23 protein-coding genes are annotated in these 23,814 nt (G+C 65.9%); 16 read left to right on the forward strand and 7 right to left on the reverse strand.

Features of this window, described 5'->3' with window-relative positions:
* Positions 1–3: 3 nt before the first annotated feature.
* From ACN9MV_RS21655 to ACN9MV_RS21685, 7 genes are all read right to left on the reverse strand, one after another.
* Positions 4–1,440, reverse strand: coding sequence for an aldehyde dehydrogenase family protein (locus tag ACN9MV_RS21655; protein WP_093077759.1), 1,437 nt, complete (start codon positions 1,438–1,440; stop codon positions 4–6).
* Positions 1,441–1,453: 13 nt separating this feature from the next.
* Complete coding sequence (gene gudD, locus ACN9MV_RS21660) at positions 1,454–2,815, reverse strand: glucarate dehydratase (RefSeq protein ID WP_093051348.1); 1,362 nt, start codon at positions 2,813–2,815, stop codon at positions 1,454–1,456.
* 16 nt (positions 2,816–2,831) lie between these two features.
* Positions 2,832–3,818, reverse strand: coding sequence for a Bug family tripartite tricarboxylate transporter substrate binding protein (locus ACN9MV_RS21665; RefSeq protein WP_426389382.1), 987 nt, complete (start codon positions 3,816–3,818; stop codon positions 2,832–2,834).
* A gap of 5 nt (positions 3,819–3,823) precedes the next feature.
* Positions 3,824–4,273 (reverse strand): nuclear transport factor 2 family protein, encoded by a 450-nt coding sequence (locus tag ACN9MV_RS21670; protein ID WP_093051355.1) that lies wholly within the window; start codon positions 4,271–4,273, stop codon positions 3,824–3,826.
* Positions 4,274–4,318: 45 nt separating this feature from the next.
* Positions 4,319–5,230, reverse strand: coding sequence for a 5-dehydro-4-deoxyglucarate dehydratase (gene kdgD, locus ACN9MV_RS21675; RefSeq protein WP_426389383.1), 912 nt, complete (start codon positions 5,228–5,230; stop codon positions 4,319–4,321).
* Positions 5,231–5,283: 53 nt separating this feature from the next.
* Entirely contained in the window at positions 5,284–6,282 is a 999-nt protein-coding gene (locus ACN9MV_RS21680; protein ID WP_093051361.1) for a Bug family tripartite tricarboxylate transporter substrate binding protein, read from the reverse strand.
* A 112-nt stretch (positions 6,283–6,394) separates the two neighbouring features.
* Complete coding sequence (locus tag ACN9MV_RS21685) at positions 6,395–7,261, reverse strand: FadR/GntR family transcriptional regulator (RefSeq protein WP_426389385.1); 867 nt, start codon at positions 7,259–7,261, stop codon at positions 6,395–6,397.
* 224 nt (positions 7,262–7,485) lie between these two features.
* On the opposite strand from ACN9MV_RS21685, the gene ACN9MV_RS21690 reads away from it, so the two are divergent.
* From ACN9MV_RS21690 to dnaJ, 16 genes are all read left to right on the forward strand, one after another.
* Complete coding sequence (locus ACN9MV_RS21690; protein ID WP_426389386.1) at positions 7,486–8,301, forward strand: NAD-dependent epimerase/dehydratase family protein; 816 nt, start codon at positions 7,486–7,488, stop codon at positions 8,299–8,301.
* Positions 8,291–9,187, forward strand: a complete 897-nt coding sequence (locus tag ACN9MV_RS21695; RefSeq protein WP_426389388.1) for an SMP-30/gluconolactonase/LRE family protein — start codon at positions 8,291–8,293, stop codon at positions 9,185–9,187. The genes ACN9MV_RS21690 and ACN9MV_RS21695 overlap by 11 nt, the downstream gene beginning before the upstream one ends.
* A 40-nt stretch (positions 9,188–9,227) precedes the next feature.
* Positions 9,228–10,205 carry a TRAP transporter substrate-binding protein gene (locus ACN9MV_RS21700; protein WP_093051373.1) on the forward strand — a complete coding sequence of 326 codons (978 nt, stop codon included), beginning with the start codon at positions 9,228–9,230 and terminating at the stop codon, positions 10,203–10,205.
* Between the two features lie 64 nt (positions 10,206–10,269).
* Entirely contained in the window at positions 10,270–10,758 is a 489-nt protein-coding gene (locus tag ACN9MV_RS21705) for a TRAP transporter small permease (RefSeq protein ID WP_093051376.1), read from the forward strand.
* 6 nt (positions 10,759–10,764) lie between these two features.
* Complete coding sequence (locus ACN9MV_RS21710; protein ID WP_093051379.1) at positions 10,765–12,060, forward strand: TRAP transporter large permease; 1,296 nt, start codon at positions 10,765–10,767, stop codon at positions 12,058–12,060.
* 14 nt (positions 12,061–12,074) lie between these two features.
* Positions 12,075–13,658: a galactarate dehydratase gene (garD, locus tag ACN9MV_RS21715; protein ID WP_426389389.1), complete on the forward strand. Its 1,584-nt coding sequence runs from the start codon at positions 12,075–12,077 to the stop codon at positions 13,656–13,658.
* A 34-nt stretch (positions 13,659–13,692) separates the two neighbouring features.
* Complete coding sequence (locus tag ACN9MV_RS21720; RefSeq protein WP_093077767.1) at positions 13,693–14,454, forward strand: SDR family NAD(P)-dependent oxidoreductase; 762 nt, start codon at positions 13,693–13,695, stop codon at positions 14,452–14,454.
* Positions 14,455–14,535: 81 nt separating this feature from the next.
* Positions 14,536–15,513, forward strand: coding sequence for a tripartite tricarboxylate transporter substrate binding protein (locus tag ACN9MV_RS21725; RefSeq protein WP_093077768.1), 978 nt, complete (start codon positions 14,536–14,538; stop codon positions 15,511–15,513).
* A gap of 11 nt (positions 15,514–15,524) precedes the next feature.
* Positions 15,525–16,592, forward strand: coding sequence for a lactonase family protein (locus ACN9MV_RS21730; RefSeq protein WP_097198696.1), 1,068 nt, complete (start codon positions 15,525–15,527; stop codon positions 16,590–16,592).
* A 36-nt stretch (positions 16,593–16,628) separates the two neighbouring features.
* Positions 16,629–17,624, forward strand: a complete 996-nt coding sequence (locus ACN9MV_RS21735) for a Bug family tripartite tricarboxylate transporter substrate binding protein (protein WP_093077771.1) — start codon at positions 16,629–16,631, stop codon at positions 17,622–17,624.
* Between the two features lie 104 nt (positions 17,625–17,728).
* Complete coding sequence (asd, locus tag ACN9MV_RS21740; protein WP_093051397.1) at positions 17,729–18,580, forward strand: archaetidylserine decarboxylase; 852 nt, start codon at positions 17,729–17,731, stop codon at positions 18,578–18,580.
* A 136-nt stretch (positions 18,581–18,716) separates the two neighbouring features.
* Positions 18,717–19,148 carry a winged helix-turn-helix transcriptional regulator gene (locus tag ACN9MV_RS21745; protein ID WP_093077949.1) on the forward strand — a complete coding sequence of 144 codons (432 nt, stop codon included), beginning with the start codon at positions 18,717–18,719 and terminating at the stop codon, positions 19,146–19,148.
* A gap of 84 nt (positions 19,149–19,232) precedes the next feature.
* Entirely contained in the window at positions 19,233–19,583 is a 351-nt protein-coding gene (locus ACN9MV_RS21750; protein ID WP_013540334.1) for an FKBP-type peptidyl-prolyl cis-trans isomerase, read from the forward strand.
* Positions 19,584–19,770: 187 nt separating this feature from the next.
* Positions 19,771–20,307 (forward strand): nucleotide exchange factor GrpE, encoded by a 537-nt coding sequence (gene grpE, locus ACN9MV_RS21755; protein WP_426389392.1) that lies wholly within the window; start codon positions 19,771–19,773, stop codon positions 20,305–20,307.
* Between the two features lie 118 nt (positions 20,308–20,425).
* Positions 20,426–22,363 carry a molecular chaperone DnaK gene (dnaK, locus tag ACN9MV_RS21760; RefSeq protein WP_093051403.1) on the forward strand — a complete coding sequence of 646 codons (1,938 nt, stop codon included), beginning with the start codon at positions 20,426–20,428 and terminating at the stop codon, positions 22,361–22,363.
* 108 nt (positions 22,364–22,471) lie between these two features.
* The gene (gene dnaJ, locus ACN9MV_RS21765) at positions 22,472–23,611 is read left to right on the forward strand and encodes a molecular chaperone DnaJ (RefSeq protein ID WP_093051406.1); all 1,140 of its coding nucleotides are present in this window, start codon (positions 22,472–22,474) and stop codon (positions 23,609–23,611) included.
* The last annotated feature ends 203 nt before the right edge of the window (positions 23,612–23,814 follow it).

Raw genomic sequence — 23,814 nt, forward strand, 5'->3', positions numbered from 1 at the left:
AGATCAGGCCAGCGTGTAGGCCGTCTTCACAGTCGTGAAGAACTCCTGCGCATAGCGGCCCTGCTCACGCGGACCATAGCTGCTGCCCTTGCGGCCGCCGAACGGCACGTGATAGTCCACGCCGGCCGTCGGCAGGTTGACCATCACCATGCCGGCCTGGCTGTGGCGCTTGAAGTGCGTGGCGTACTTCAGCGAGGTGGTGGCAATGCCGGCCGACAGGCCGAACTCGGTGTCGTTCGCCGTGGCCAGCGCCTCTTCGTAGTTCTTCACGCGAATCACGCTCGCCACCGGGCCGAAGATCTCTTCCTTGTTGATGCGCATGGCCGCGGCCGATTCGCTGAAGAGGGCCGGCGACATGTAGTAGCCGTCGGTCTCCAGCTTCAGGCGTTCACCGCCGGCGGCCAGCGTGGCACCTTCGCTCTGGCCGATCTCGATGTAGTTCAGGTCTTGCTCGAGCTGCGACTTCGACGAGACCGGGCCCACATCGGTGCCCTGCGCGAGTGCGTCGCCCACCTTGATCTTCGCCATGCGTTCCTTCATGGCGGCGATGAACTTCGGATAGATGCCTTCGGTGACGATGAGGCGGCTCGACGCCGTGCAGCGCTGGCCGGTCGAGTAGAACGCGCTCTGCACGCTGAGCTCAACGGCCTGCGCGAGGTCGGCGTCGTCAAGAATCACCTGCGGGTTCTTGCCGCCCATTTCGAGCTGCACCTTCTTGTGCTTGGTGACGCACTGGATCGCGATGTTGCGGCCCACGCCCACCGAGCCGGTGAAGCTGATCGCATGAATGCCCGGGTGGTTGACCAGCGCCTCGCCGATCACGCTGCCGCGCCCCATCACGAGGTTGAACACGCCGGCCGGAATACCCGAGCGGCTGATGATTTCGGAGAGAGCCCAGGCGCTGCCCGGCACGAGGTCGGCAGGCTTGAGCACCACGCAGTTGCCGAAGGCCAGTGCAGGCGCGATCTTCCACGCGGGAATGGCAATAGGGAAGTTCCACGGCGTGATGAGGCCGACCACGCCAACCGGCTCGCGCGTGATTTCCACACCGATGTTGGGGCGCACCGAAGGCAGCAACTCGCCCGACAGGCGCAGGCATTCGCCTGCGAAGAACTTGAAGATCTGACCCGCGCGCGTGGCCTCGCCAATGCCTTCGGCCTTGGTCTTGCCTTCTTCGCGCGCCAGCAGCGTGCCCAGCTCTTCCTTGCGCGCAAGGATCTCGTTGCCGATCTTGTCGAGCGCGTCGGAGCGCGCCTGCACGCTGCCCGTGGCCCAGGCCGGGAACGCTGCGGTGGCGGCTGCCACGGCGGCGTCGACATGGGCGGCATCGCCCTGCGTGTACTGGCCGAGCACGTCGGACAGGTTGCTCGGGTTGACATTGGGGCTGTAGCTTGCGCCAGCACGCCATTCGCCGGCGATGAGGTTGTCGAAGTTCTGCATTGCGTCGTTTCCTTCAGCGCACCATGCACGGGCGCTTGTTGTCGAAAGTCCAGTTGGGAATGAGATATTGCATCGCCTGTGCGTCATTGCGCGCGCCGAGGCCATGTTTCAGGTACAGCTGGTGCGCCTTCTCGACTTCGTCCATGTCGAGTTCAATGCCCAGGCCGCCGCGAGTCGGCACCTTCACGAAGCCGCCTTCGATTTGCAATGGCGCTTTCGTCAAGCGCTGGCCATCCTGCCAGATCCAGTGCGTATCGATTGCCGTGACCTTGCCCGGCGCAGCCGCCGCCACGTGCGTGAACATCGCCAGCGACACGTCGAAGTGGTTGTTCGAATGCGAGCCCCAGGTCAGGCCCCAGGCCTGGCACAGCTGCGCCACGCGCACCGAGCCCTGCATGGTCCAGAAATGCGGATCAGCCAGTGGAATGTCGACCGACTGCAGCGAGAGGCTGTGCACCATCTCGCGCCAATCGGTAGCCACCATGTTGGTGGCGGTGGGCAGGCCCGTGGCGCGGCGGAACTCGGCCATCACCTCGCGGCCCGAGAACACGCCTTCGGCGCCGCACGGGTCTTCTGCATAGGCCATCACGCCGTGCAGGTCGCGGCACAGCCGGATCGCGTCCTGCAGCAGCCAGCCGCCGTTCGGATCGAGCGTGACGCGCGCCTTCGGAAAGCGCTCGTGCAGCGCGCGGATCGCCTCGACCTCTTCCTCGCCGCGCAGCACGCCGCCCTTGAGCTTGAAGTCGGTAAAGCCGTAGCGCGCATGCGTGGCCTCGGCCAGGCGCACGATGGCTTCGGGCGTCATCGCTTCTTCGTGGCGCAGGCGGAACCAGTCGTTGTCGGCGTTGGGGTCGGTCTCGTACGGCAGATCGGTCTTCTTGCGGTCGCCCACGTAGAAGAGGTAGCCGAGCATCTGCACCGCGTCGCGCTGCTGGCCTTCGCCGAGCAGGGCCGCCACGGGCACTTCGAGGAACTGGCCGAGCAGGTCGAGCAGCGCGGCCTCGACGGCCGTCACCGCATGGATGGTCACGCGCAGGTCGAAGGTCTGCTGGCCGCGGCCGCCGCTGTCGCGGCCGGCAAAGGCGCTGCGCAGGCTGTTGAGCACCGCGTTGTGGCGGCCGATGGGCTGGCCGACGATGAGGTCGCGCGCGTCTTCGAGCGTCTGGCGGATCTTCTCGCCGCCGGGCACTTCGCCAACGCCGGTGTGGCCGGCGCTGTCGGTCAGGATCAGCAGGTTGCGCGTGAAGAACGGGCCGTGCGCGCCGCTGAGGTTCATCAGCATGCTGTCGTGGCCCGCGACGGGAACCACGCGCATGCCAGTGACGACGGGTGCGCCCGACACGACTTTGGAAACAACGGATTCAGGACTTGTCATCTTCGGGCTCGGTGCCTCAGTCTGCGGTGATGTGGCGGGTGTCGATCAATGTCTTCCATCGCGCCCATTCGCGCAACTGGAAGGCGGTGAATTCTTCGGGCGTGCTGGCGACGATCTCCAGGCCCTGGTCGAGCATGCGCTTCTTTGTCTCGGGGTCTTGCATGGCGGCAATCGCGGCGTCGCTCAGCTTTTTCTTGACGGCAGGCGGCAGTCCCTTGGGTGCGGCCATGCCCTGCCAGGAGTAGACCTCCGCGCCCCTCACGCCGGCTTCGGCCAGCGTGGGCACGTCGGGCAGCACGGGCGAGCGCTTGTCGCCGGTAACGGCAATGGCGCGCAGCTTGCCCGCGCGGATGTGCGGCAGCACGGCATTCACGTTCTGGAACGAAAAGTCGACCTGGTTGCCCAGCAGGTCGTTGACCGCCGGCGCGCCGCCCTTGTAGGGCACGTGCACGCCTTCGGTCTTGGTCTGCTGCCAGAACAGTTCCGCCGAGAGATGGTCGGACGAGCCGTTGCCCGAGCTCGCGAACGAGACCTTGCCCGGCGTCTTGCGCAGCAGCGTCAGCACGTCGGCCACCGTGTGCTCGGGCCGCGCGACGTTGGCGACGAGCACGTTGGGCGCCTGCACGGGCACGCTGATGTAGTCGAAGTCCTTGGTCGCGTCGTAGGGCACGCTCTTCTGCAGGTGCGGCGTGACGACGAAGGCGCCGAGCGAGGACACCAGCAGCGTGTAGCCATCAGGCGCCGCGCGCTTGACGAAACCAGTGCCGATGGTGCCTGTGGCGCCAGGCCGGTTGTCGACGACGAAGCTGCCGCCCAGCTTGGTCTGCATCTGCAGCGCGATTGCGCGCGCCACCATGTCGGTGGAGCCGCCGGCCGGGAACGGAACGATGATGGTCACCGGCTTCTGCTGCGGCCATGCATCGGCTTGCGCCGAGGCATGCAGGGGCAGCAGCGCGGTCGAGGCAGCTGCGAGGGCCGCGGCAAGAAGGAGTCTCTTCTTCATGCGGACTAGATCCTCACGGCCTGGCGGGCGAGCAGCTTCCAGCTTCCGCCCTGCTTCTGCCAGACGCCGAGGATCTTCAGCGCCACCTTGCCGGGCTTGCCCGAGTCGTTGGTATCGGCCGTGAGCGTGTGGCGCACGATGGCGGTGTTGGCATCGACCACCTTGACGGTCTGCTCGGTGATGGCGATGGACACGAAGTCCGACTTGCCGTCGAGCAGGTCGCTGATGAAGCTGGCCTTGGTGTCGACCTTGCCGCCCGAGTGGCCGTAGCTCAGGTCGTCGGACACCAGCGCGCCGAGTGCGGCAGGGGTTGGGTCGACCATCGCGATGCGCAGGCGTTCGGCGGCGGCAGCCACTTCGGGTGCGGCCGGTGCCGCACTGCCCGCGGGCATCATCGAGCAGGCCGAGAACAGGGCTGCCGAAGCGGCAATCAGGAAAAACTTCTTGAGGAACATGGCGTCTTGTCTCCGTTGTTGTTTGTGGTGTTCGACGCTGCAGGCTTACTGCGGGCCGAGCGCGTCGATCAGCGCCTTGAGCTGTTCCATCTCCGCGGGCTTCAGGTCGGTGAGCGGTGCGCGCACAGGGCCTGCGTCGTGGCCGACGATCTTTGCGCCGGCCTTGACGATGCTCACGGCATAGCCCGGCACGCGGTTGCGCAGCTCGAGGTAGGGCATGAAGAAGTTCTTCAGCAGGTGGTGCTGCGTGGGCAGGTCGTCGGCGGCAACAGCCTTGTAGAAATCCATGGCGGTCTTCGGAATGAAGTTGAAGACGGCCGACGAATACACCGGCGTGCCCATTGCCTTATAGGCCGCGGCATAGACCTCCGCCGTGGGCAGGCCGCCCAGGTAGGCGAAGCGGCCGCCCATCTTCTGGTAGATGGCGACCATGGCTTCGATGTCGCCCACGCCGTCCTTGAAGCCGACGAGGTTGGGGTTGCGCTCGGCCAGGCCGGCCAGCGTGTCGGGCTTCAGGCGGCTGGTGGCGCGGTTGTAGACGATCACGCCGAACTTCACGCTCTTGCACACGGCTTCGACGTGCGCGGCCAGGCCTTCCTGGCCGGCTTCGGTGAGGTAGTGCGGCAGCAGCAGGATGCCGTGCGCGCCGGCCTTCTCTGCAGCCTGCGCGCACTGGATGGCAAAGCGCGTGGGACCACCGGCGCCGGCAATGATCGGCACCACGCCGCGGCAGGTGTCCACTGCGGTCTTAATGATGCCGGGGTACTCCTCGCCGGTGAGCGAGAAGAACTCGCCCGTGCCGCCGGCCGCGAACAGCGCGCTCGCGCCGTAAGGGGCGAGCCATTCGAGGCGCTTGGCATAGCCCGCCGGGTTGAAGTCGCCGTTGCTGTCGAAGTCGGTCAGCGGAAACGAGAGCAGGCCGGAGCCCATGATGGTCTTGAGTTCTTGCGGGTTCATCGGGAATGGTCCAGTGAAGATTTGAAAAAAGAAAAAAGGGGTGAAGCAGGCGGTCAGTCGAGCCTGACGTTGGCCTCTTTGATGACTTGCGCCCAGCGCGCGCGCTCCTTGGCGAAGAACTGGTCTTGCTCGGGCGCGGTCATGGTTACGACCTCGGCGCCCTGCCCCGCGAGGCGGGCCCGGATGTCGGGCGTGCGGATGATGCGAACCAGTTCCTTGTTGAGCCGGGCGATCACCGCGTCAGGCACGCCGCGCGCCGCGACCACGCCCTGCCACGTACCCGACTCGTAGCCGGGCGCGCCCTGCTCCGCGATGGTGGGCACGCTGCCGATCAGCGGCATGCGCGTGGCCTTGGACACGGCAATCAGCTTGAGCTTGCCGGCCTGCACCTGCGGGTAGGTGGCGAGCATGCCGTTCATGAGCACCTGCGTCTGGCCAGACACGGTGTCGAGCACTGCCTGCACGCCGCCCTTGTAGGGCACGTATTCCCACTTGGCGCCGACCTTGCGTTGCAGCTCGATGCCCGCGAGATGTGCGGTGCTGCCGCTGGCGGTAACGGCAAAGTTGAGATCGCTTTTCTTCGAGAGCTCGACCAGTTCCTTCAACGTGCTGGCCTGCACCGAGGGGTGCACCACCAGCAGGTGCGGCGAGTAGGCCAGCATGGACACGCTGCGCAGGTCCTTCGACGGATCGAAAGGCAGCTTGGGGTACAGCGACGGGCTGATGGCCAGCGCGCCGAGGTCGCACAGCATCAGCGTGTAGCCGTCGGCCGGCGCCTTGGCCAGCAGGTCGGCGCCGAGGTTGCCGTTGGCGCCCGCGCGGTTGTCGATGATTACCGACTGGCCCAGCGCCTCCGACAGCGGCTGGCTGATGGCCCGCGCAATGATGTCGGACGAGCCGCCCGGCGGGTACGGAACGATGATCCTGATTGGCTTCGAGGGCCAGTTGCCGGTGCCGCCCTGCGTGCCCTGCGCAATGGCGCGCAGGGGCAGGCTGGCGGCCAGCGTCGTGGCCAGTGCGGCGCCAAGTGCGCCGCGTCGGTTGATGGACATGCTGCCTCCTGTTGTTCGATGGTCGTCATGGCTGCGCACGGCTGGCCGTGCGAGTTATCAGTCATCGTACAACTAGAAAAACAACTTGTCCAGCGGGCAAGACAAGAAAAACTCAGCGGGAAGGAGCGTCGTCAGGCGCCGGTGCAGCCGCACCCGTACCGGCGGCCGCATCGGCTTTCGCCTTCTGCTGCGCGGCCTCTTGCGCCATGCGCAGCCGCTCGCGGCTGTTGGTCAGGTGGATGCGCATGGCAGCGCGCGCCGACTCGGGATCGCGGCGCGCGATGGCCGCGTAGATTTCTTCGTGCTCGCGATTGACGCGGCTCAGGTAAGGCGCGCCACCACCCTCGTGCGTTCGGATGGCGCTGATGCGCGTGCGCGGAATGAGCGTGGTGCCCAGGTGCCGCATGATGTCGGCGAAATACGGGTTGCCGGTCGACTGCGCGATCTGCAGGTGAAAGCGGAAGTCGGGCGCCACCGTGTCCCCCGCCACTGCCACGTTGTGCTCGAAGTCGTCGAGCGCCTGGCGCATGGCGACCAGTTGCTCGTCGGTGCGGCGGGTGGCGGCGAGGCCGGCCGATTCGGTCTCCAGGCTGATGCGCAGCTCCAGCACGGCCAGCACGTCGACCGAGGCGGCGATCTCGCCGGGATCGAGGCGGAACACCCCGCCGGCCCGCGGCTGCAGCACGAAGGTGCCCACGCCGTGCAGCGTCTCGACCAGCCCGCCGGCCTGCAGCTTCGACAGCGCCTCGCGCACCACGGTGCGGCTCACGCCATAGGCCTGCATGATGGCCGACTCGGTCGGCAGCTTGTCGCCGGGCCGCAGCGACTGGTTGCGGATCTTCTCGCCCAGGTCTTCCACCAGCCCATGCGCCAGGCCGCGTGCGCGCTGGCGCGGACGGCCCACGAAAGCAGCAGACGCCGTTTCCGCCGGCGCCTCCGCTTCCGATATCAAGGGATTACCCGCAGTCGTCTGAGCCATGGCCACGATGATAATCCTCAAACTAGTTGTACGACAACAGATAACTTATCACTCAACTCCTGGCGCCGCCGGCCATTCCGCCAGCGGCTTTCCGGTCTCCACGGCACCGACATGCAGCGCCCTTTCGACCTTGCTCCGTCGGCATCGTACCGGCCGCTTTCAGAAAAGCACCGTGACGGCGGGCCCTCGGAAACCATGACTCTTCCGTGTATGGACAGGCAACGATGAACGACAACAAGATGAACCGCCTCCTCCTGACCGGCGCGGCCGGCGGCCTGGGCAAGGTGCTGCGCGAGCGGCTCAAGCCCTATGCAAACGTGCTGCGCCTGTCGGACATCGCGTCGCTGGCCCCGGCCGCCGATGCGCACGAGGAAGTCGTGCCGTGCGATCTTTCCGACAAGGCCGCGGTGCATGCGCTGCTCGAAGGCTGCGACGCCATCGTCCACCTGGGCGGCGTCTCGGTCGAGCGGCCTTTCGAGGAAATCCTCGAAGCCAACATCAAGGGCATCTTCAACGTCTACGAGGCCGCGCGCCGCCACGGCGTGAAGCGCGTGGTGTTTGCGAGCTCGAACCACGTGATCGGCTTCTACAAGCAGAGCGAGCACATCGACGCGCATGCCGTGCGCCGGCCCGACGGCTACTACGGCCTGTCGAAGTCCTTCGGCGAGGACATGGCGCAGTTCTACTTCGACCGCTGGGGCATCGAGACCGTAAGCATCCGCATCGGCTCCTCGTTTCCCGAGCCGGCCAACCGCCGGATGATGAGCACCTGGCTCAGCTACCGTGACCTGACCTCGCTGATCGAGAAGTCGCTGTTCACGCCTGACGTGAAGCACACCGTGGTTTACGGCATGTCGAACAACCGCGACGTGTGGTGGGACAACAGTGCGGCCGCGCACCTGGGCTTCGTGCCGCAGGACAGCTCGGAGGTGTTCCGCGACAAGGTCGAGGCGCAGCCGCCCGTCCCGCCGACCGATCCGAACGCGATCTACCAGGGCGGAGCCTTCACCGCACAGGGCCCCTTCGGCGATGCAAGCTGAGCTCGTTCTCGACGCTCGCAACGGCACCGGCGAGAGCCCGGTGTGGCACGCGGTCGAACAGGCGCTCTACTGGGTCGATATTCCCGCGCGCACGCTGAACCGCTGGCACGCGAGCGAAGGCCATGCGCAGTGGACGGCGAACGAAATGGTCGCCTGCATCGCGCCGCGCGCCGATGCGCCGGGCGAATGGATCGCCGGCATGGAGAGCGGCCTGTTCTCGCTGAAGCCGCAGGCCGACGGCACGCTGGCTGCCACCTCGCTCGCCCCGGTCGAGCACGCGGCCCCGGCCATGCGCTTCAACGATGGCCGCTGCGACCGCCAGGGCCGCTTCTGGGCCGGCACGATGCTGCTGGACATGGCGGCGGGCGCACGCGTCGGCCGCCTCTACAGCTACGGCAAGGGTGACAAGAGCGCCGCTCTGCGCCTCGACGACCTCATCGTGCCCAACGGCCTGGCCTTCAGCCCCGACGGCCGCACGATGTATCTCTCGGATTCGCACCCCACGGTGCAGGCCGTCTGGGCCTTCGACTACGACACGGAAACCGGCGCGCCAAGCAACCGCCGCCTCTTCATCGACATGAGGCCCCTGCCCGGCCGCCCCGACGGCGCCGCCATGGATACCGACGGCTGCTACTGGATCTGCGGCAACGACGCGGGCCTGGTGCACCGCTTCACGCCCGACGGCCGGCTCGACCGTTCGATCGAAGTGCCGGTGAAGAAGCCCGCGATGTGCGCCTTCGGCGGCGCCGGGCTCGACACCCTGTTCGTCACCTCCATACGACCCGGCGGCATCGACCTGTCGGACCAGCCGCTGGCCGGCGGCGTGTTCGCGCTGCGGCCCGGCACCGGCATCGCGGGTGTTCCCGAACCGGCCTTCGGCACCTGAAGAACCTTTTTCGACAACCACCAAGCAGAGGATGAGACAAATGAAATTCACCAAGACCCTGATCGCACTTTCCGCGTGCGCCGCAGCCGCGCTGACCACACTGGCTGCACACGCCACCGAGTTCCGTTCGGCCGACATCCACCCCGACGACTACCCCACCGTGACCGCGGTGAAGTTCATGAGCGAGCGCCTGAAGGCGCTGTCGGGCGGCAAGCACAGCATCAAGGTGTTCAACAACAGTTCGCTCGGCAGCGAGAAAGACACGATCGAGCAGACCAAGATCGGTGCGCTGCAGATGGTGCGCGTGAACATCGCGCCCATGAACAACATCTGCGCCGAGACGCAGGTGCCGACCATGCCCTTCCTGTTCCGCTCGGTCGACCATCTGCACAAGGTGCTCGACGGCCCGATCGGCGAAGAGATCCTGAAGTCGTGCGAGAAGCAGGGCTTCATCGGTCTGGCCTACTACGACAGCGGCGCGCGTTCAATGTTCACGGCCAAGAAGCCGGTGCGCACCTTCGCCGACATGAAGGGCCTGAAGGTCCGCGTGCAGCAGTCCGACCTGTGGGTGTCGATGCTCGAAGCCATGGGCGCCAACGCCACGCCAATGCCGATGGGCGAGGTCTACACGGGCCTGAAGACCGGCCTGATCGACGCCGCCGAGAACAACTACCCCACGTATGAAAGCGCACGTGCCTTCGAAGTGGCCAAGTACTACAGCAAGACCGAGCACTCCATGGCGCCCGAGATGCTGCTGTTCTCCAAGCGCGTGTGGGACAAGCTCTCGACCGAAGAGCAGGGCTGGATCCGCCAGGCCGCCAAGGAATCAGTGCCCTACATGCGCAAGCAGTGGGAAGAGCGTGAAGTGAAGTCGCTGGCCACGGTGAAGGCCGGCGGCGCCGAGATCATCGAAGTCGACAAGGCTCCGTTCCAGGCAGCGATGAAGCCGGTGTACGACAAGTTCATCACCGACGCGAAGCTGAAAGACCTCGTCAAGCGCGTGCAGGACACGAAGTAAGCCCGCCCTCGTCGACTCGACCCGCTCCCCTCCTTCCCCCTCGGGGGAAGGGCAAAGAAAATCTATGTACACCAAACTTTGCCGCACCCTCGCACGTGCCTGCATGTGGTTGGGCATCTTCGGCCTCGTCGCGGTGATCTGCGCCGTGAGCTGGCAGGTGTTCGGCCGCTACGTGCTCAACAACACCCCCACCTGGGCCGAAAGCCTCGCGCTGCTGCTGGTGCTCTACGTCACCATGCTCGGCGTGGCCGTGGGCGTGCGCGACGCGGGCCACATCGGACTCGAATCCTTCCTCGTGCTCGCGCCCGACTGGCTGCGGCTGAAGATGGAATACCTCATCCACGCACTGATCCTGCTGTTCGGCATTGCCATGGCCTGGAACTGCGCCTCGCTCGCCGAATCGGTGTGGGACTACAGATTGCCCACGCTCTGGATCTCCGAGGGCTGGAAGTACGTGCCCGCCGCCGTGTCGGGCGTCCTCATCGTGATGTTCTCCATCGAACACATCATCGCGCTCGCCCAAGGCCGCGAAGTCGAACCTGCCTGGGCCTGAGCCACCATGACCATTCCTCTGCTCATTCTCTGCATCTCGTTCACGCTCTTCCTGCTGCTGGGCGTGCCGGTCGCTTTTTCCATCGGCCTGTCGGCCCTGGCCACGCTGCTCTATGAAGGCCTGCCGCTGGCGGTCGGCTTCCAGCAGATGACCTCCGGCATGGGCATCTTCTCGTTCCTGGCCATCCCGTTCTTCATCTTCGCCGGCGAGCTGATGCTCTACGGCGGCATCGCGGACCGCATCGTCAACCTGGCTCGCGACCTCGTGGGCCACGTGCGCGGCGGCCTCGGCATGTCGAACGTGGTGGCCTGCACGCTGTTCGGCGGCGTCTCGGGCTCGCCCGTGGCCGACGTCTCGGCCATGGGCGCCGTGATGATCCCGATGATGAAGAAGGAGGGCTATCACGCCGACTACGCAGTCAACGTGACGACCCATGCGGCACTGGTCGGCGCGCTGATGCCGACCAGCCACAACCTGATCATCTATTCGCTGGCAGCGGGCGGCAAGGTGTCGATCGCGGCGCTGATCCTGGCGGCGCTGCTGCCGGCGGCCGTGCTCACCATCAGCAATCTCGCGGCCGCCTACCTGGTGGCGGTGAAGCGCGGCTATCCGGCCGGCAGCTTCCCGGGCTGGTCCATCGTGGCGCGCTCGTTCGCGGCGGCGCTGCCTGGCCTGTTCATCGTGGTGCTGATCCTCGGCGGCATCCTGTCGGGCGTGTTCACGGCAACCGAGTCTGCGGCGGTGGCCGTGCTGTATGCGCTGGGCCTCACGATCTTCGTGTACCGCACGCTGAAGTGGGAGCACTTCATCAAGGCGGCCTCGAAGGCGGTGCGCACCACGGGCGTGATCCTGCTGCTGATCGGCATCTCCAGCACCTTCGGCTACCTCATCAGCCTGTACGGCGTGGCCGAGCTCACGGGCGAGATGCTGTCGCAGGTAACCAGCACACCATGGGTGATCTTCCTGCTGATCAACATCATCCTGTTCGTGCTCGGCACCTTCCTGGACATGGCGGCCACCATCCTGCTGTGCACGCCGATCTTCCTGCCCATTGCCCAGCACTACGGCATGACCTCGGTGCAGTTCGGCATCGTGATGCTGATCAACTGCGCGCTGGGCCTGAACACGCCGCCGGTGGGCACGACGCAGTTCGTCGGCTGCGCGATCGGCGGGGTGTCGGTGGGCACGGTGATGAAGACCATCTGGCCGTTCTACGGGGCATTGATCTTTGCGCTGGGAGTAGTCACATTCGTTCCCGCGTTCTCGACCTGGCTGCCCAGCATGTTCATGGTCGTGAAGTAAGCAAGGAGCCCACGATGTCCGAACCCACCCGCCCACCGCTCTACATCCGCGTCCACGCGGCAGACAACGTGGCCATCGTCGCGAACGACGGCGGGCTGAAGGCCGGCGCGGAGTTCGCCGACGGCCTCGTGCTGGTGGACAACGTGCCGCAAGGCCACAAGGTCGCGCTGGTCGACCTGGCCGAAGGCGACGCCATCCGCCGCTACGACGTGGTGATCGGCTACGCGCTGAAGGCGCTGCCGCGCGGCAGCTGGGTCCACGAGCGCGTGATGCGCATGCCGACCGCGCCCGAGCTCGACGGCCTGCCCATCGCCACGGTCAAACCCCCTGCCCTGCCGCCGCTGGAGGGCTACACCTTCGAGGGCTACCGCAACGCCGACGGCTCGGTGGGTTCGCGCAACATCCTGGCCATCACGCAGACGGTGCAGTGCGTGGCCGGCGTGACCGACTTCGCGGTGCAGCGCATCAAGGCCGAGCTGCTGCCCAAGTACCCGAACGTCGACGACGTGGTGGCGCTGGCGCACACCTACGGCTGCGGCGTGGCCATCGATGCGCCCGATGCCATCGTGCCGATCCGCACGCTGCGCAACATCAGCCTCAATCCGAACTTCGGCGGCGAGGTGATGGTGGTGAGCCTGGGCTGCGAGAAGCTGCAGCCCGAGCGCCTGCTGCCGCCGGGGAGCATTCCCATCGTCGACAAGCGCGGCGAAGCCGAAGGCAAGCAAGGTGACGCGGAACTCGACGTGGTCTGCCTGCAGGACGACGAGCACGTCGGCTTCATGTCGATGATCGATTCGGTCATGCGGCAGGCCGAGGAACACCTCGCGCGGCTCAACAAGCGCAGGCGCGAAACCGTGCCCGCCAGCGAGCTGGTGGTGGGCGTGCAGTGCGGCGGCAGCGACGCCTTCTCGGGCGTCACCGCCAACCCCGCCGTGGGCTTCTGCACCGACCTGCTGGTGCGCGCTGGCGCCACCGTGATGTTCTCGGAAGTGACCGAGGTGCGCGACGGCATCGACCAGCTCACCTCGCGCGCATCCACGCCCGAGGTGGCCGAGGCCATGATCCGCGAGATGGCCTGGTACGACGCCTACCTGGAGAAGGGCCGCGTCGACCGCAGCGCCAACACCACGCCGGGCAACAAGAAGGGTGGGCTGTCGAACATCGTCGAGAAAGCGATGGGCTCCATCGTCAAGTCGGGCTCGGCCCCCATCACCGGCGTGCTCGCGCCCGGCGAGAAGGCAACGCAGAAGGGCCTGATCTACGCCGCCACGCCAGCCAGTGACTTCATCTGCGGCACGCTGCAGCTGGCGGCCGGCATCAACCTGCACGTGTTCACCACCGGCCGCGGCACGCCCTACGGGCTGGCCGAAGTGCCGGTGATCAAGGTCGCCACGCGCAGCGACCTCGCGCGCCGCTGGCACGACCTGATGGACGTGAACGCGGGCCGCATCGCCGATGGCGACGCCACCATCGAGGACATCGGCTGGGAGATGTTCCACCTGATGCTCGACGTGGCCAGCGGCCGCAAGAAAACCTGGGCCGAGCACTGGAAGCTGCACAACGCGCTGGTGCTGTTCAACCCGGCCCCGGTCACCTGACTCTTTTCATTCCCTTCAGACACGGAGCGACGACATGGAAGACCTCAAGGACAAGACCGCGCTCGTCACCGGTGCCAGCACCGGCATCGGCGCCGCCGTGGCCATCGCATTCGCCGCACGCGGCATGCGCGTGGCGGTGCACTACAACAGCTCGGCCGATGCGGCGAACCGCGTGGTCGACACCATCCGCGCGGCCGGCGGCACGGCCTTCGCGCTGAAGGCCGACGTGCGCGACACGGCCGCGATCCGCGACTGCGTGAAGCAGGCCGCGGCGCAGTTCGGCCGCATCGACGTGCTGGTGAACAACGCCGGCAGCCTGGTCAAGCGCGTGCCCATCGCCGAGTTCGACGATGCGCTGTTCGACGAGGTGATGCACATCAACGCGCGCTCGGTGCTCGCGTTCTGCCGCGAAGTGGTTCCGCTGATGCGCACGCAGGGCGGCGGCAACATCATCAACGTGACCTCTGTCGCGGCGCGCACCGGCGGCGGGCCGGCCGCGTACCTCTATGCGGGCTCGAAGGGCTTCGTGAGCACGGCGACGCACGGCCTGGCGAAGGAACTGGTGGGCGACCGCATCCGCGTGAACGCGGTGGCACCGGGCGTCATCCAGACGCCGTTCCAGGACCGCTTCTCGACGCCCGCGATGCTGGAGAACTTCCGCGCCAGCATTCCGATGGGCCGCATCGGCGAGCCCGAGGAATGCGTGGGCGCTTTCCTCTATCTCGCCTCGGAACAGCTCTCGGGCTATGTCACCGGGCAGGTGATCGAGGTGAACGGAGGCCAGTACATGCCCTGACGCGCGAGGACAGCGAGGAAGCCCACAGAGGAAACACCCCCGGGGCTGAAGGATCAGATCAACAACGGAGACAAAGACATCATGAAGAGAAGCCAACTTCTTCGCGGCATCGCCGCCCTCTCGGCCACGGCCGCGCTCTCGCTCGGGCTGGCCGCGCCGGCCGCGGCGCAGGCCGATTTTCCGAATCGCACGATCGAGCTGCTGGTGCCCTACCAGCCCGGCGGCGGCACCGACGGCCTGGCGCGTGCGTTCGCCGAAGCGAGCCGCAAGCACATCTCGCAGAGCATCGTGATCGTCAACCGCCCCGGCGCGGGCGGCGCCATCGGCTGGACGGAAGTGATCAACGCCAAGCCCGACGGCTACAAGCTCGCGGTGCTCACGGTCGAGCTGCTGACGCTGCCGCACCTGGGCCTGGCCAAGTTCAACTACGACGACTTCCAGCCCATCGCACAGCTCAACGCCGACCCGGCCGCGATCACGGTGAAGGCCGACGCGCCGTGGAACACCATCGAGGAATTCCTCGCCGCCGCGAAGAAATCACCCGAGAGCGTGCGCGTGGGCAATTCGGGCAACGGCTCGATCTGGCACCTTGCCGCCGCAGCACTGGAAGACAAGACCGGCGCCAAGTTCGGCCACATTCCGTTCCAGGGCGCAGCACCCGCTGTGCTGGCGCTGCTCGGCGGCCACATCGAAGCCGTGGCGGTGAGCCCGGCCGAGGTGACGACGCACGTGCAGGGCGGCAAGCTCAAGGTGCTGATGGTGATGGCCGACAAGCGCGTGAAGGGCTTCGAGAAAGTGCCTACCGCCAAGGAGCGCGGCATCGACCTGTCGATCGGCACCTGGCGCGGCCTCGGCGCGCCGAAGAACACGCCGCCCGAAGTGATGGCGAAGCTGCGCGAGATCACCGCGAAGACCGCCGCCGAGCCGCTGATGCACGAAGTGATGGACAAGCAGAACCTGGGTTATGTCTACACCGACGGTGCCGTGTTCAAGGAAACGCTGGCGAAGGACAACGTGTACTTCAAGCAGCTCATCACCAAGCTCAACATCAAGCCCTGAGCCGCACAGCCATGAAGAAAACAACCATCGCATCGCTGCTGTGGCTGGCCGCCATCGGCCAGGCCTCGGCCGCGACCTGGGTCTATGTGTCGAACGCCGACAGCCAGGAAATCTCGGTGCTCGAACTCGACCGGGCCCAGGGCGCGCTCAAGCCCGTTCAGACGCTGAACGTCGGCGGCACCGTGATGCCGATGGTGGTGAGCCATGACAAGCGCATGCTGTATGCCGCGCTGCGCTCGCAGCCGTTTCGCGTGACCGCGCTGTCGATCGACGGCGCCACCGGCAAACTGCAGAAGCTCGGCGAAGCGCCGCTGGCCGACAGCATGGCCAACATCGACCTGGACGCGAGCGGCAAGTGGCTCTTCGCGGCCTCGTATCAGGGCGGCAAGATCACGGTCAATGCCATCGGCAAGGACGGCGCGGTGGGCCCAATTCACCAGCTGATCCAGACCGGGCCCAACGCGCACGCGATCCATGCGGACGCGAGCAATCGCTTCGTGCTCGCCACCAGCCTCGGCGGCGACAACGTGTCGAGCTGGCGCTTCGATGCGGAGAAAGGATTGCTGTCGCCCAACGATCCGCCGCTGACCACCACCGCCGCGAAGGCGGGCCCGCGCCACTTCGTCTGGGACAAGGCGCAGCGGCACGTCTATCTGCTGGACGAGCTTGACGCGGCGCTGCACGTGTTCGCGTGGGATGCCGCGCGCGGCACGCTCAAGCTCGAACAGAGCACGACCACGCTGCCCGCCGGCTTCACCGGCAAGCCCTGGGCCGCCGACCTGCACCTGACACCCGACGGGCGCTACCTGTACGCGTCGGAGCGCACGTCGAGCACTCTCTCGACATTCAAGGTCGATGCCACCACGGGGCAGCTTCAGCCGCTCGGACAGACCCCGACCGAGAAAACACCGCGCGGCTTCGCCATCGATGCCACCGGCCGCTACCTGATTGCCGCGGGGCAGGAGTCGAACGGCATCTCGCTCTACGCCATCGACGCCGCCACCGGTGCGCTGGGCAAGCCCCAGCACCTGGACGTAGGCAAGAACCCGAACTGGATCGAGATCGTCGACATGCCCTGACGGGCGCCGCACCACACATCAATAGGAGACCTTCGCATGCAACGCCGCACACTCATTCGCACTGCCCTCGCCTCTTCGCTCGCCGCCGGTCTTCCGGTGGCCTTCGCGCAGAGCAGCAACAACTGGCCGACGGGCAAGGCCATCACTTACCTCGTGCCCTTTCCGGCGGGCGGCACCACCGACGTGCTGGGCCGGCTGATCGGGCAGAAGCTCGGCACCGTGCTGGGCACCAGCGTGATCATCGACAACAAGGGCGGCGCCGGCGGCAGCGTTGGCTCGGAAGTCGGCGCGCGTGCGGCGCCGGACGGCTTCACGCTGATCGGCGGCACCATCAGCTCGCACGCGATCAACGTGAGCCTGTATCCGAAGATCGGCTACGACCCGCAGAAGTCGTTCGCGCCGGTGACGCTGATCGGCACCAACCCGGTGGTGCTGGTGGTGAACCAGGCGAGCCCGTACAAGACGCTGAAGGACGTGATCGCGGCCAGCAAGGCCAAGACGGGCGGGCTCTCGTCGGCCTCGGCCGGCACGGGCACTTCGCAGCACCTGGCGCTGGAACTGCTGGCCTTCAAGTCGGGCGTGAAGTTCACTCACATTCCGTACAAGGGCAGCGGCCCGGCGATCCAGGACGTGATCGGCGGACAGGTCGACATGATGTTCGACACCACGGTGGTCGCGGGTCCGCACATCCAGAGCGGCAAGCTGCGCGCGATCGCCGTCACATCGTCGAAGCGCCTGGCCTCGATGCCCGACGTGCCGACAGTGGCCGAGTCGGGCGTGCCGGGACTGCAAGACTTCGAGGTGGTGTCGTGGCAGGCGATCTTCGTGCCTGCGGGCACGCCTGCACCGGTCGTCGACAGGCTGCACACCGAGATCCGCAAGATCCTCGCAACGCCCGAGATGCAGGACAAGCTCAAGGGTTTCGGCATGGAGCCAACCGACCTGAGCACCACGCAGATCGCGGCGTTCCAGAAGGCCGAGGTGGAGAAGTGGGCGCAGGTGATCAAGGCGGCAGGCATCAAGGCCGATTGACCGGCTGACTGCGGGCCGGGCGAACCAAGGGAAGCTTCCTACGCCCCGAGGAAGAAGCGCTTTATAGAATGCCCCTCCGATTCCGCATTCCAGGCCTTCCCCACGTGTCCGACCGCTCTGCCGTACTGCCCCAATACCTGTTCCCCAAGCAGGCCCTGACCAATTTCGCCGGCTGGGTTGCGGGCAAGGAACGGGGCGCCGTGACGACGTGGATCATCCGGCGCTTCGTGGCCAAGTACGGCGTGGACATGGGCGAGGCGCTCGAGTCGGACATCCAGCACTACAAGAGCTTCAACCAGTTCTTCACGCGCGCACTCAAGCCCGGTGCGCGGCCGCTCGCGCAGGCCGACCTGGTCTGCCCGGTAGACGGCGCGATCAGCCAGTTCGGCGCGATCCAGGGCGACCAGATTTTCCAGGCCAAGGGCCACAACTACACGACCACCGCACTGGTCGGCGGCGACGCTACGCTGGCCGCGAAGTTCGCGCACGGCAGCTTCGCCACGCTGTACCTGAGCCCCAAGGACTACCACCGCATCCACATGCCTTGCGACGGGCGGCTTGTGCGCATGATTCATGTGCCGGGCGACCTGTTCTCGGTGAACCCCACCACGGCGCGCGGCGTACCCGGCCTGTTCGCGCGCAACGAGCGCGTGGTGTGCGTCTTCGAATCGGCGCATGGGCCCTTCGTGCTGGTGCTGGTGGGCGCCACCATCGTCGGCAGCATGGCCACCGTATGGCACGGCGTGGTCAATCCGCCGCGCGTGGGCGAGCTGCGCGAGTGGCACTACACCGACCAGCAGATCGACATCCGCAAGGGCGACGAGATGGGCCGTTTCTTGCTCGGGTCGACGGTCGTCATGCTGTTCCCGGCGCCCGCGCTGGCCTTCAACCAGGACTGGTCGCCCACCCGCGCGATCCGCCTGGGCGAAGCCATGGCCAACTACACCAATTTGTGAGTGTTTGTCTCACAACCCGCATGCAGCATGCCCTGACAGCTATAAAACTAGTAGCATCCTCATCGATTGCGCTATAGTCGCCGGCCAACGAGACGGTTCATACCAACCACAAGAACGCTTCGAGGAGATGATGTCGATGAGTACCAAGGAAAACGCAGCCGTCAGCCAGTTGCTCGCCCTGCTCGAAGCCCGCTACGCGCTGCGCGTGCTCTGGGCCCTGCGCGACGGCCATGCGCAGACCTTCCGTTTGCTTCAGGACAGCGTGGGCAGCATCACTCCCAACACGCTCAACACCCGCATCAAGGAACTGCGCGAAGCCGGCATCGTCGGCCATGGCAGCGACGGCTACAGCCTCACGCTCAGCGGCCAGGACCTGCTCAAGCGCCTTTCCGACCTGCAGGCTTTTGCCGGCAAATGGCAACTGGGACAACTCAAGAAAGCAGCGGCACCCGCAGCGGTCGCATCGCCCGCCGCGCCGGTTTCTCCAGCGGCCGCACCCGCTCCGGCCCCGGTGGCGGCACCTGCGTCCACACCCGCGCCCCCTTCCGACGACACCAGCCAGAGCTGACGGACCACAGGCCTGCCTGTCCGGCATCGGTAAACTCCGCGCCTTCGATCCACTGATCTCACATCGACGCAAGGAGCGTTTCTCATGCCCACCACTCCCTCCGGCCTGCAATACGAAGACACCGAAGTCGGCACCGGCGCCGAAGCCAAGGCTGGCCAGCACGTGCACGTGCACTACACCGGCTGGCTCTACAACGACGGCGTGCAAGGCGCCAAGTTCGATTCGAGCCGCGACCGCAACGACCCGTTCGCGTTCTCGCTGGGCGCGGGCCAGGTCATCAAGGGCTGGGACGAAGGCGTGGCCGGCATGAAGATCGGCGGCAAGCGCACGCTGATCATTCCCGCATCGCTGGGCTATGGCGCCCGCGGCGCCGGCGGCGTGATTCCGCCGAACGCCACGCTGAAGTTCGACGTCGAGCTCCTGGACGCACACTGAGCATTCGAGCCGACGGCTCCAAGGCCCGATTCCGGGCCTTTTTCATGCCTCCGCGGCCCTTTTGGCCGCGTTTTTTCGCTTGAAATGCTTTGGGCCAGCCCCATGTGGCTGGCTAACGTTTGTTTTCCGGCACACGCCGGTTCTTTGAAAAATGTCTGACCCGCAACAATCCGCACAGAATTCTCAAATGCTGCAAGGCGAGCCAAGCCCCGAAGAACTGGAGGCTGCGCACGCCGCCAATGAAGCCGAGGCGCTCGACGCCCTGGCCGTGGCACAAGGCGAGCTCGCCGCCCTGCAGACCAAGAATGCCGAACTGGCCGACCAGTACCTGCGCGCCCAGGCCGATGTGCAGAACGCCCGTCGCCGCGCCGACGACGAGATCACCAAGGCCCGCAAGTTCGCCGTCGAGGCCTTTGCCGAGAGCCTGCTGCCGGTGACCGACAGCCTCGAAGCCGGCCTGGCCATCAAGGACGCCACCCCCGAGCAGATCCGCGAAGGCGCCGAAGCCACGCTGCGCCAGCTCAAGAGCGCGCTCGAACGCAACAAGGTGATCGAAGTGGCCCCCGCACCCGGCACCAAGTTCGACCCGCACCAGCACCAGGCCATCTCGGTGGTGCCCGCCGACCAGGAGCCGAACACCGTGGTGAGCGTGCTGCAGAAGGGCTACACCATCAACGAGCGCGTGCTGCGCCCGGCGCTGGTCACGGTCAGCGCGCCGAAGTAACCGGCTCGCATCGGCACACAAGATTCCCACAGGAAATCCCCGCTTCATACCTTGAATCGCGACGGGTTATCCACAAGTTCATAACAACATATTTTTCAGGCTTTCAGGAGTAAAGAACATGGCAAAGATCATCGGCATCGACCTCGGCACCACCAACTCGTGCGTGTCGATCATGGAAGGCAACACCACGCGTGTGATCGAGAACTCGGAAGGTGCGCGCACCACGCCGTCGATCGTCGCGTACCAGGAAGACGGTGAAGTGCTGGTCGGTGCCTCGGCCAAGCGCCAGGCCGTTACCAACCCCAAGAACACGCTGTACGCGATCAAGCGCCTGATCGGCCGCAAGTTCGAGGAAAAGGAAGTCCAGAAGGACATCGACCTGATGCCCTACACCATCGCCAAGGCCGACAACGGCGACGCATGGGTGGAAGTGCGCGGCAAGAAGATGGCCCCGCAACAGGTCAGCGCCGACATCCTGCGCAAGATGAAGAAGACCGCCGAAGACTACCTCGGCGAAACCGTGACCGAAGCCGTGATCACGGTGCCGGCCTACTTCAACGACGCCCAGCGCCAGGCCACCAAAGACGCCGGCCGCATCGCGGGCCTGGACGTCAAGCGCATCATCAACGAGCCCACCGCTGCCGCCCTGGCCTTCGGCCTCGACAAGCAGGACAAGGCCGACCGCAAGATCGCCGTGTATGACCTCGGCGGCGGTACCTTCGACGTGTCGATCATCGAAATTGCCGACGTCGACGGCGAGAAGCAGTTCGAAGTGCTGTCGACCAACGGCGACACCTTCCTGGGCGGCGAAGACTTCGACCAGCGCATCATCGACTACATCATCGGCGAGTTCAAAAAGGACCAGGGCGTCGACCTGAGCAAGGACGTGCTGGCCCTGCAGCGCCTGAAGGAAGCCGCTGAAAAGGCCAAGATCGAACTGTCGAACAGCGCGCAGACCGACATCAACCTGCCCTACATCACGGCCGATGCCTCGGGTCCGAAGCACCTGAACATCAAGCTCACCCGCGCCAAGCTCGAAAGCCTGGTCGACGAGCTGATCGAGCGCACCATCGCTCCCTGCCGCGTGGCCATCAAGGACGCCGGCATCAGCGTGGGCGACATCAACGACGTGATCCTGGTCGGCGGCATGACCCGCATGCCCAAGGTGCAGGACAAGGTGAAGGCCTTCTTCGGCAAGGAGCCGCGCAAGGACGTGAACCCCGACGAAGCCGTGGCTGTCGGCGCCGCCATCCAGGGCCAGGTGCTCTCGGGCGACCGCAAGGACGTGCTGCTGCTCGACGTGACCCCGCTGTCGCTGGGCATCGAAACGATGGGCGGCGTGATGACGAAGATGATCGCCAAGAACACGACGATCCCGACGAAGTTCGCGCAGACCTTCTCGACCGCCGAAGACAACCAGCCGGCCGTGACCATCAAGGTGTTCCAGGGCGAGCGCGACATCGCCGCGGGCAACAAGGCGCTCGGCGAATTCAATCTCGAAGGCATTCCGCCGGCATCGCGCGGCACGCCGCAGATCGAGGTGAGCTTCGACATCGACGCCAACGGCATCCTGCACGTCGGCGCGAAGGACAAGGGTACCGGCAAGGAAAACAAGATCACCATCAAGGCGAGCTCGGGCCTGTCCGAGGACGAGATCCAGAAGATGGTGAAGGACGCCGAACTCAACGCCGAAGACGACAAGAAGAAGCTCGAAATCGTGCAGGCGCGCAACCAGGGCGAGGCAATGGTGCACAGCGTGAAGAAGTCGCTGGGCGAACATGGTGCAAGCCTCGAAGCCGCCGAGAAGGACGCGATCGAAGCAGCGATCAAGGACCTGGAAGAAGCCCTCAAGGGTGAAGACAAGACCGCGATCGAGGAAAAGACCAACACGCTGATGACCGCAAGCCAGAAGCTGGGCGAGAAGATGTACGCCGAATCGCAGGCCGCGGCCGGCGCCTCGGCCGCCTCCGGCCCGGGTGGCGCGGAAGCTGCTGCAAGCGCGCAGGCCGACGACAACGTGGTCGACGCCGAAGTGAAGGAAGTCAAGAAGGGCTGATCTTCAGTCCCTTGAGCAAGGCTGGAACACCTGAAAAGGTGCTCCAGCCTTTCTCGCTTCAAGTTACCCGAGTTCCCGCTGCTTCCCTGATCTGCTGATCGACCTGCCATGGCCACCAAACGCGACTACTACGAAACCCTCGGCGTCCCCAAGAACGCGAGCGAGGAAGAAATCAAGAAGGCTTATCGCAAGCTTGCGATGAAGCACCACCCCGACCGCAACCACGGCGACACCTCGAAGGAGGCCGAGGCCAAGTTCAAGGAGGTGAAGGAAGCCTACGAAATGCTGTCCGACGGACAGAAGCGCGCGGCCTACGACCAGTACGGCCATGCCGGCGTCGACCCCAACATGCGCGGCGGCCCGGGCGCGGAAGGCTTCGGCGGCTTCGCGGAAGCCTTCGGCGACATCTTCGGCGACGTGTTCGGCGGCGGCGGCCGAGGCCGCACCAGCAGCGGCCGCCAGGTGTTCCGCGGCAGCGACCTGAGCTACGCGATGGAGATCTCGCTCGAAGAGGCTGCAGAAGGCAAGACCACCGAGATCCGCATCCCCACCTGGGACGAGTGCGACACCTGCCATGGCTCGGGCGCGAAGCCCGGCACCAAGCCCATCACCTGCACGACCTGCCACGGCGCGGGCGCGGTGCAGATGCGCCAGGGCTTCTTCAGCGTGCAGCAGACCTGCCCTACCTGTCACGGCAGCGGCAAGATCGTTCCCGAGCCCTGCACCGTGTGCCACGGCCAGGGCAAGATCAAGCGCAACAAGACGCTCGAAGTGAAGATCCGCGCAGGCATCGACGACGGCCAGCGCATGCGCGTGACCGGCAGCGGCGAGCCCGGCGTCAACGGCGGCCCGCCGGGCGACCTGTACATCGAGATCCGGCTCAGGAAGCACGACATCTTCGAGCGCGACGGCGACAACCTGCACTGCGTGGTGCCCGTGAGCATGACCACGGCGGCGCTGGGCGGCGAGATCAACGTGCCCACGCTCAAGGGCGCGGCGGCCATCGACATTCCCGAAGGCACGCAAAGCGGCAAGCAGTTCCGCCTGCGCGGCAAGGGCATCAAGGGCGTCAACTCGAGCTACCCCGGCGACCTCTACTGCCACGTGCGCGTCGAGACGCCGGTGAAGCTCACCGAGTTCCAGCGCAAGCTGCTGAAGGACCTCGACGAGTCGCTCAAGAAGGGCGGCGAGAAGCACAGCCCGACCGACAAGGGCTGGTTCGACAAGGCGAAGGAATTCTTCAGCTGAGCTGGCTTGTGAGCACCAAAGGCGTGCAGGGACTGGCCGGCTGCCTGAATCCCTGCCTCATCCGGCGCCAGCGTTACACGTCGGACCTGTTCTCCATCTGAGATATGTAACGCCGGGGGCTTCACTTCAGTGGATGCCACCACCTCCAACCAGGGCCACTTAGCGGCCCTTTGTCATGCTGGAGTCGCCGGACTGGTGCATCC

The sequence above is a fragment of the Variovorax sp. R-27 genome (assembly GCF_049913215.1).
Lineage (GTDB): Bacteria > Pseudomonadota > Gammaproteobacteria > Burkholderiales > Burkholderiaceae_C > Variovorax.

Bases quoted from the DNA above. Each gene is read 5' to 3' on its own strand.
- ACN9MV_RS21655 (WP_093077759.1), bottom strand. From the start codon at position 1,440: ATGCAGAACTTCGACAACCTCATCGCCGGCGAATGGCGTGCTGGCGCA.
- gudD (WP_093051348.1), bottom strand. From the start codon at position 2,815: ATGACAAGTCCTGAATCCGTTGTTTCCAAAGTCGTGTCGGGCGCACCC.
- ACN9MV_RS21665 (WP_426389382.1), bottom strand. From the start codon at position 3,818: ATGAAGAAGAGACTCCTTCTTGCCGCGGCCCTCGCAGCTGCCTCGACC.
- ACN9MV_RS21670 (WP_093051355.1), bottom strand. From the start codon at position 4,273: ATGTTCCTCAAGAAGTTTTTCCTGATTGCCGCTTCGGCAGCCCTGTTC.
- kdgD (WP_426389383.1), bottom strand. From the start codon at position 5,230: ATGAACCCGCAAGAACTCAAGACCATCATGGGCTCCGGCCTGCTCTCG.
- ACN9MV_RS21680 (WP_093051361.1), bottom strand. From the start codon at position 6,282: ATGTCCATCAACCGACGCGGCGCACTTGGCGCCGCACTGGCCACGACG.
- ACN9MV_RS21685 (WP_426389385.1), bottom strand. From the start codon at position 7,261: ATGGCTCAGACGACTGCGGGTAATCCCTTGATATCGGAAGCGGAGGCG.
- ACN9MV_RS21690 (WP_426389386.1), top strand. From the start codon at position 7,486: ATGAACGACAACAAGATGAACCGCCTCCTCCTGACCGGCGCGGCCGGC.
- ACN9MV_RS21695 (WP_426389388.1), top strand. From the start codon at position 8,291: ATGCAAGCTGAGCTCGTTCTCGACGCTCGCAACGGCACCGGCGAGAGC.
- ACN9MV_RS21700 (WP_093051373.1), top strand. From the start codon at position 9,228: ATGAAATTCACCAAGACCCTGATCGCACTTTCCGCGTGCGCCGCAGCC.
- ACN9MV_RS21705 (WP_093051376.1), top strand. From the start codon at position 10,270: ATGTACACCAAACTTTGCCGCACCCTCGCACGTGCCTGCATGTGGTTG.
- ACN9MV_RS21710 (WP_093051379.1), top strand. From the start codon at position 10,765: ATGACCATTCCTCTGCTCATTCTCTGCATCTCGTTCACGCTCTTCCTG.
- garD (WP_426389389.1), top strand. From the start codon at position 12,075: ATGTCCGAACCCACCCGCCCACCGCTCTACATCCGCGTCCACGCGGCA.
- ACN9MV_RS21720 (WP_093077767.1), top strand. From the start codon at position 13,693: ATGGAAGACCTCAAGGACAAGACCGCGCTCGTCACCGGTGCCAGCACC.
- ACN9MV_RS21725 (WP_093077768.1), top strand. From the start codon at position 14,536: ATGAAGAGAAGCCAACTTCTTCGCGGCATCGCCGCCCTCTCGGCCACG.
- ACN9MV_RS21730 (WP_097198696.1), top strand. From the start codon at position 15,525: ATGAAGAAAACAACCATCGCATCGCTGCTGTGGCTGGCCGCCATCGGC.
- ACN9MV_RS21735 (WP_093077771.1), top strand. From the start codon at position 16,629: ATGCAACGCCGCACACTCATTCGCACTGCCCTCGCCTCTTCGCTCGCC.
- ACN9MV_RS21745 (WP_093077949.1), top strand. From the start codon at position 18,717: ATGAGTACCAAGGAAAACGCAGCCGTCAGCCAGTTGCTCGCCCTGCTC.
- ACN9MV_RS21750 (WP_013540334.1), top strand. From the start codon at position 19,233: ATGCCCACCACTCCCTCCGGCCTGCAATACGAAGACACCGAAGTCGGC.
- grpE (WP_426389392.1), top strand. From the start codon at position 19,771: ATGCTGCAAGGCGAGCCAAGCCCCGAAGAACTGGAGGCTGCGCACGCC.
- dnaK (WP_093051403.1), top strand. From the start codon at position 20,426: ATGGCAAAGATCATCGGCATCGACCTCGGCACCACCAACTCGTGCGTG.
- dnaJ (WP_093051406.1), top strand. From the start codon at position 22,472: ATGGCCACCAAACGCGACTACTACGAAACCCTCGGCGTCCCCAAGAAC.